The sequence below is a fragment of the Williamsia sp. genome (assembly GCF_036566845.1).
Lineage (GTDB): Bacteria > Actinomycetota > Actinomycetes > Mycobacteriales > Mycobacteriaceae > Williamsia.
The window spans coordinates 1-7,123 of record NZ_DATCVM010000233.1 but is presented as its reverse complement, the minus strand read 5'-3'; the positions used below and the strand labels follow the sequence as shown (position 1 = coordinate 7,123).

The following is a 7,123-nucleotide window of genomic DNA, read 5'->3' as shown; positions in this document are numbered from 1 at the left end:
AAAGGTGGGTGGACACCATGAAGCTCAGCAATAAGCCCCAACGGCACCCCGCCGTCGTCGACCTTCTCGGTGGCACACCCACCACCGCTCAGCCGGGCGCAGCTGCGAAATCAGCTTCGCCCGGCGGGCCGGTGGCCCCGCCATCCGTGGCTGCACCACCGAACGCGCCCTACTCCGGCGACGATTCGCAGCCCCGCCGAACGAACAAAAAACTCGCTATCGCCGGTGTAGCCGGGCTCGCTGTCGTGGCGATGGTCGGCGGCACCATATGGGGCGGAGACGGAAACCAGCCCGAGAACACCGCGGCCGCCTCCACCACCACGGAGACCGCGTCGGACACCCTCCCGATTCTCGACCTGCCGGAAACGAGCGCCACGACCACACCTGCATCCTCCGACGTCGACGACGAATGTCGCGCTGACCGGGGTGATCAGAGCAGCGGTGCAGGCGTGATTGCCGCGTGGAACCACGCTTACTACATCGCGCGCAACGCGGTCACGGCTCGTGCGCTGGCCACGCCGAATTCCTCCGTCGTTCCGGCAGAACAGCTTCAGGGATTCATCGACTCTGTACCCGTCGGCACCAATTACTGCATGCGCGCGAAAGCACTGTCCGAGGACGTCTATCTCGTTGATCTGTCCGAGCTACGACCCGAAGGCGCAGAACGTATAACCCAAACCGTCACCACCAAGAAGATCGACAGCAAGTGGTTCGTCGACGTCTTCAACTGACCGGACACTGATAGGACACTCGAATGACCTTCTCACGCAACACCTTCACCAAAGTCGCCGCCACGGCCGCCGCGCTCGCTAGCGCCGTGATTCTGGTCGGGTGTGGAAGCGACGACACCCGCGATGCAGCCTCGGTCAGCACATCGACCAGCGGCACCATCGTTACCGACACCAGCACCGACCTCGGCAGCATTGTGATCGGTTGGGGTGAACAGCATTCCGGCAGTGAAATCACCACACCCAAACCCGAAGACGTCACCGCGCGCTGCACCGGACACAGCGACGAACTGGCCGTCGACATCGCAGCACCGCACGGCCGGAAGATCCACGCCAACCACGGATCTCAAATCCTCACCACCGAGAACACCGACCAAGACCTCCCCGCCGCAGACATCGACACCACCAACCAGTTCCTCGAGGTCCTCCAGTCCGTCGACTGGTCCGAGACCGACCAGCTCGATATCGCCGCCACCATCGATGCGCCCGCCGACTGGAAGCCCACCCACAGCGGTCGCGTTCAACTCTCCATCCATATCGACTGCCGCTGACCAGAACAAACGACACTTCTCGCGCCGCTGGTCTAATCCTCAAAGCGCACGCGGAACTCGAACGAAAGCACCCCACCGAACTCCGAAGCGCGGCGCTTCGCTTGCTTGGGCACAGGTCGACTGGGATCGGCCATCAGTGGATGGTTGGCGCAACGAATATCAACACTCCGGCTCCGCGCTGATTTGCTGGTCAGCACCTGTGAGAAGAGCCAGGAATGTCTCGACACCCCGTTGAGATGAAACGCCAAAGTGGGGGACTGTAGGCGCCTGTATCCCTTCCGGCAATCGAGGTGCCCATGCCCGTCAGATGTTTGAGAAGCCGCCGTGCCGTTGCACTGATCGCCACTGTGACCGTGGCAGGTGCCGGCGTCACACTCACCGCGCCTGCGATTGCCAATGCGGTGCCGACTGATTGTGCTGTGACGTTCAACCTGTTCATTCCCGGCACTTGGGAGACCAACGAGAGCGCCGACCCCGACGAGCCGGTGGGCATGCTCAAGCCCGTTGCCGATGCTCTCAAGGTCGCGCATGGCAGCGAGGCCGAGATTTACACGCTGCCGTATATGGCGCGCGCATTCGACAACGGCCACACGTACGCAGACAGCAAAGCCGACGCCCTCGCCAAGTCGAAGCAGATCTTGTCGAAGGTCGAGAACGAGTGCCCGAGCACGAACTTCACTATTATCGGTTACTCGCAGGGTGCGGACGCTGCCGGTGACTTGGCGTCCGAGATCGGGAACGGGAAGGGTCCCGTCGATGCTAGTCGGATCCTCGCAGTCGGTCTGCTCGCTGATCCTGGTGCCGGAACGAAAGGTGCTGCGACGGTCGGGCCGCGCACTTCGGGCCGCGGTATCGCCGACCCGCGCCCACAGGGGATGGGTGCGCTCTCTGGTCGCGTGGCCTCGATCTGCGATCCGGGAGACCTGTACTGCTCGATCGAGAAGGGTTCGAGCCCCCTGCTGGGTTCGCTCGGCTCGATTCTGACCAAGAGCCCCAGTGGCGCCGCGACCGACACGTTGGCCGGCGGAAACAGTCAACTCGCTACCGCGTTGACGTCGGAGTCCTCCGGCTCGGATCTGCCTGCGCTGGCGGCGAACGTGGCCGCCCTCGGGCAGCAGCTCGCAGAACCGGCCGTCGACGTCAAGCAGGTGGCTGTGGCCGCATCATCGATCGCGAGGACTCTCGCTCCACTGGCTGACTTGCTCGACTCGGGAGCTGCGAATCCGCAAGCGAACGGCCAACTCGCGGCCGCACCTGTTGGTACCGCCGAATACAACGCGTCCGAAGTCCTCACCAAGGCGGGGCAATCCGATCTCACCGCAGCGCTCGACACGGCCATGAAACTCGTCGACACCGCGAACACGCTCACCAGCGGTGACTCGCTGCGCCTGCCGTCGACCTCTACGGAGGTGCAGACTTTGACGCAAGCCGCAGCGGCTCTCGGCACCCAGGTCGCTCCACTCGTGTCGACTCCCTCCGATGCACTCACCTCGGCCACCAGCGTGCTGTCGGTACTGAAACCGACGGTGGTGGTCAATCAGGTTCTGGGTGTCGCCACCGGTATCGCCTCGCTCGACGTACCCGGCATCCTCGAGAATCTGACTGTGCTGCCGCAGAAGGTCGCCGCGCTCGATGCTCGAGGTGCCCATGACATCGCGGGCCAGCTGAACAATCAGTTCTCGCCGTTGGTCACGATGGCTGCAGCTGTTGATCTGACATGGGTTTCACAGGTGCTCTCGATCATCCCGGACCCGTCCGGTGCTACCCAGATCGCGGCGCTCGTCGCGTCGATCCTGGCAAATGTCGACGTGATCAAGTTGGCGAACATCGTCGGGCAGATCCAGGAGATCGCCTGGGCTGCTGTCGAAAAGCTCCTTCCACCGCCTGGGCAATTGCCCGACCCGCTCGGCGCAGCCGCAGCCATGACGGGCCTCGTTCCGGTGGGCCTGGATCTGGCGTCGGTGGCGGTGAACATGCTCTCCGGTAAGGCCACCAAGACATCACCGGCACTGCTGGGTAAACAGACGAACGCGGTCTCCACGAGCATCACCACCGCGGCGGAGAATCTGGATTTGCCGCAGCTGTCGAACTCGTTGGTGAAGTTGTCGCAGTCACAGGCGGCCGAGGACCTCGCCTCGCTGGTTGGCGAAGGTTTGCGTGCTGCAGATTTTTTCGCCTCCGGTGCCCACACGAACTACAACGCTCTTGTCGTCGACAATGCCGGACGTAGTGCCATTGTGTGGCTGGCGGATTGGCTCAATCTTCAGATCGGACGTGCCGTATGAGCCCCCGGGCCCATAACCCTGCCGCCCGATGGTCCTCGTGCGAGAAGTGCGGTCACCGCGGCTATCACTCACGTGGTGATGCGAAGGTGGTTCGCAAACGCCACCACGGCGCCAAAGGGATGGCCGTGTTCGCCTGCCCCCACACCGAGGGCTTGTTTCACGTCGGACACCGGCCAAACGCGTTGAGCAGCGGGCAGATCGATCGCAACCTGCTCCGAGTACAAGCCCTGAAATCCGACACCGCAACACAGGATTCCAGTGTCGTGTCTGCCACGACATGTCCTGTGTCGGCGTCATCCTCGGAAGGATGCACACCGCACCTCCGTGCCCCTGCACGTCGACGGCATCCGATCAGAAAAGGAAACTGTGGAATGAACTCCGCGGACACCGAACATCATGCCCGCGTAGATGATTCGAGTCCAGGGCAACGTGTCCCTGCTTGTCGGCAGGCTGAGCGCTCCGAGATCATTTTGGGGAGATCAGTGTTCAATGCATTCACCGTGCTTCCGGGCGATGAGGGATGCCCGGTCGTCATTCATGTTCCGCATTCCTCGCGTCTGATCCCGCCCGGCATCCGGGCCGACCTGATGCTCACCGACGAGGAACTCGCGGACGAGTTGGACGAGGCCACCGACACCGCCACCGACGAGATCGCGCTCGCCGCCCTCACCCACGTCCGCGTGCGGCCCACGATCGTGATCAACCATCTTTCGCGCCTGGTGATCGATCCCGAACGGTTCCGCGACGGCGATCGTGCTGAGGCGTTCGGTCGCGGCGCCGTCTATACCCGGACCTGTTCCGGGGCGCTGTTGCGCGCCGAACCCTATACGCGTCGGGCGGAACTGCTCGACGCGTATTTCCGTCCCTACGCCGACGCCGTCACAGACGCGGTCGAAAACCGACTGAACGCCTGTGGGCGGGCGATCGTCATCGACCTACACTCGTACCCGGAGAAGCCGTCCGCGTTCGAAGACTCCAGTGCGCCGCGGCCACCGTTGTGCATCGGCACCGACCCCCGGCACAGCCCGGGATGGTTGATAGCTGCTGCCCGTGGCGCTTTCGCGTCCCTCGGGGAGATTGCCGAGAACACGCCCTACAGCGGAACTTACGTGCCGCTGCGGTACTACGGGGTTGACGATTGGGTGTCGTCGGTGATGATCGAGCTACGGCGCGACACGTACCTGACCGATCCGGCCGCACCTCACCCCGGCAGTATTGCGCAGCTCGGCCGTAGTCTCGCGGTCTTGATCGACGCAGTCGGCGATCGAGCCGCTGATGTGTAAACCCAAACCCGGCCCACGCTGCACCCCGCACATCCGCAAGCGTCTCGACAACGCCGCCGCCCGCATCGATTCTGCCCGCGCCGCACTCGAGCAGAACCCCAGCCACGCGCGCCTGCAACGGCGCGTTGCGGCCGCCGTAGCCGCCTACAGCGACACCCGTGCGCTGTACGACTCCACCCCCGGCGGCCAGAACGAACTCCGCACTGCGATTTCCGCCGAACCCGACTCCGAGCGCCGAGCCGAGCTGAAGCGGCGCCTGGCAGCCGGAGAGCAGCTGCGCACAGAACAAACCGAGGCACTGCGCTGCACTCGAAGTGACGTGGACAATGACAACGAGAGAAATGAGAGAGGGGAACACGATGGACGAACCGATGACGCAGGAACGCCGCGAGAAGTTTTGGAGGCAGTACGGCTGGAGTCCGGAACTGCCGGAGTCCAAGCGGGCGGAAATCGAGAAATACTGGTCGGATCCGGAGATCGAGGAAGCCCAAGCCCTCGGCTTCTGATAAGCGGGCGCCAGATCCAACCGGTCGCCGACCACGCCCTCCCGGCCGACGAACACGCACGTTTCGCCGCGCGTGGACTGTCAGCTCCCACGCTCTACGAACTGGCACCCGCCGACGCCGGTGTCTACCGGGAGCAGATGCTCGAGCTCACCCGCAAGAATCCGCACGCCGCGTCGGTTCATGTCTACAGCGAGGACGAATACCGGCAGATGCGACTGCTGGTCACCGACGACGGAAAAGCCGGCGTCGCACTCAAAGACGACGAAATCGTCTCGGCCTTCGCGCACAAAGACTGCGCACACCCGAGGTCGGTGCAATCGATGATCCGCCAGGCCACGCGGCTCGGAGGGCATCGGCTGGACTGCTTCGACACCGTCCTCCCCAAGCTCTACGCGGACGCCGGATTCGTCCCCGTCGCACGCCTGGCCTGGAATGACGACTACGCACCCAACGGCTGGGACTACCAACAGTTCAGCCGATTCAACGGCGGCCGACCCGATGTGGTGTTCATGGCGCATGACCCCGCCCGTGTCGGTGGCATGTACATGCCCGGGGCGGGGGAGTACGTCGACGACTACGACATCGGTATCGCCCGCTCTCAGGCATACCGGGCAGGCATGTCGAAAACATGAGGGGCGCAAGCACTATGCAGCGACATGACCGAGGGCATCAGGCGTGTCCTGGATTATCAGATACTGCGGATAACATGAACAAGATATTCATTCAGCAATACAACGAAGAGGATTCTCTGTGGCCGAAATATTCATTCGCCAACTCATCGACGATCTCGACGGAAAACCCATCGACACCGGATTGGGACACGAAGTCACCTTCTCCTATCAGGGCGTCGATTATCGGATTGACCTTCGACCTGCCAATGCCGACAAGATCGAAGCGGTGTTCGCCCCGTATATCAATGCGGCGGAGAAGGTTTCCTCTGCCGGCAAGCCTCGTACGAAAACCTCGACCGCGGCCAAAGTGTCTGGGTCTGGTCGATCCGCTGAGCAACTCAAAGCAATCCGGGACTGGGCCGGCAACAACGGCTTCGACGTCTCCCCACGTGGGCGGATCAAAGCCGAGGTCATCGATGCGTTCGACGCCGCACATTAAGGACCTGTGACCGTGCACGATCAGATCGACCACGCCTCAGCCGTCAGCACACCGACAAGAGGGAAAACAACCCAGCGCCCACCCCAACGGAGGGCGATCGCGACACGGGACGGCATCGCTTCAGCCGCGGCCGAACACTTCAACACGGTCGGGTACGCCGGCACGAGGATCACTGACATCCTGGCCACAGCAGGGGACTCGAAGGGCGCAATGTATCACCACTTTCCGTCCAAAGAGTCTCTGGCGCAGTACCTGGTGCACGGATGGGGCACCGTCCTTGTCGACACCATCGCCGACGTCACTACCGCAGACGAGCCTGCCCTGCGCCAGGTTGTGAGCGTTCAGCGCGCACTCGCGGAGATCATCACCCGCGATCACGTAGCGCGAGCCGGACTGATCTTGAGTCTCGAGCGAGCTGTCGACGAGACGGCAAAGGTGTATACCGCGTGGACGAGCGCCGTCAGCGTCATCGTCGAGCACGCAATTCGAACTGGTCAACTCGATGACACCGCCGAACACTCGCGGCTCGGAGAAACCCTGTGCGCGGGTTTCGTGGGTGCCGTTCACGTCGCCACCAGTCTCGGTGAACCAGAGACGATCAGCCGCCGTGTCGACGATCTTCTGATGCTGTGGCTCGGCAGCGACCCGGCGACGGATCCC

At 63.1% G+C, this 7,123-nt stretch carries 7 protein-coding genes; all 7 read left to right on the top strand.

The features are described from left to right. Nucleotides 1–731, top strand: a 731-nt coding sequence (locus VIQ49_RS22005) for a hypothetical protein (RefSeq protein WP_331888660.1), incomplete at its 5' end; no start/stop codon positions are given. Nucleotides 732–754: 23 nt separating this feature from the next. Beyond that, nucleotides 755–1,279 carry a hypothetical protein gene (locus VIQ49_RS22000; RefSeq protein ID WP_331888658.1) on the top strand — a complete coding sequence of 175 codons (525 nt, stop codon included), beginning with the start codon at nucleotides 755–757 and terminating at the stop codon, nucleotides 1,277–1,279. Nucleotides 1,280–1,575: 296 nt separating this feature from the next. Beyond that, nucleotides 1,576–3,564: a cutinase family protein gene (locus VIQ49_RS21995; RefSeq protein WP_331888656.1), complete on the top strand. Its 1,989-nt coding sequence runs from the start codon at nucleotides 1,576–1,578 to the stop codon at nucleotides 3,562–3,564. A 482-nt stretch (nucleotides 3,565–4,046) separates the two neighbouring features. Beyond that, nucleotides 4,047–4,847: an N-formylglutamate amidohydrolase gene (locus VIQ49_RS21990; RefSeq protein WP_331888654.1), complete on the top strand. Its 801-nt coding sequence runs from the start codon at nucleotides 4,047–4,049 to the stop codon at nucleotides 4,845–4,847. Next, a complete protein-coding gene (locus VIQ49_RS21985) occupies nucleotides 4,840–5,985 on the top strand; it encodes a hypothetical protein (protein ID WP_331888652.1) in 1,146 nt (381 codons plus the stop codon). Before VIQ49_RS21990 ends, VIQ49_RS21985 begins: the two co-directional genes overlap by 8 nt. Nucleotides 5,986–6,103: 118 nt before the next feature. Further along, on the top strand, nucleotides 6,104–6,463 hold the full coding sequence (locus VIQ49_RS21980; protein ID WP_331888650.1) for an Lsr2 family protein: 360 nt from the start codon (nucleotides 6,104–6,106) through the stop codon (nucleotides 6,461–6,463). 6 nt (nucleotides 6,464–6,469) lie between these two features. Continuing rightward, a partial coding sequence (locus tag VIQ49_RS21975; RefSeq protein WP_331888648.1) for a TetR/AcrR family transcriptional regulator occupies nucleotides 6,470–7,123 on the top strand: 654 nt, incomplete at its 3' end.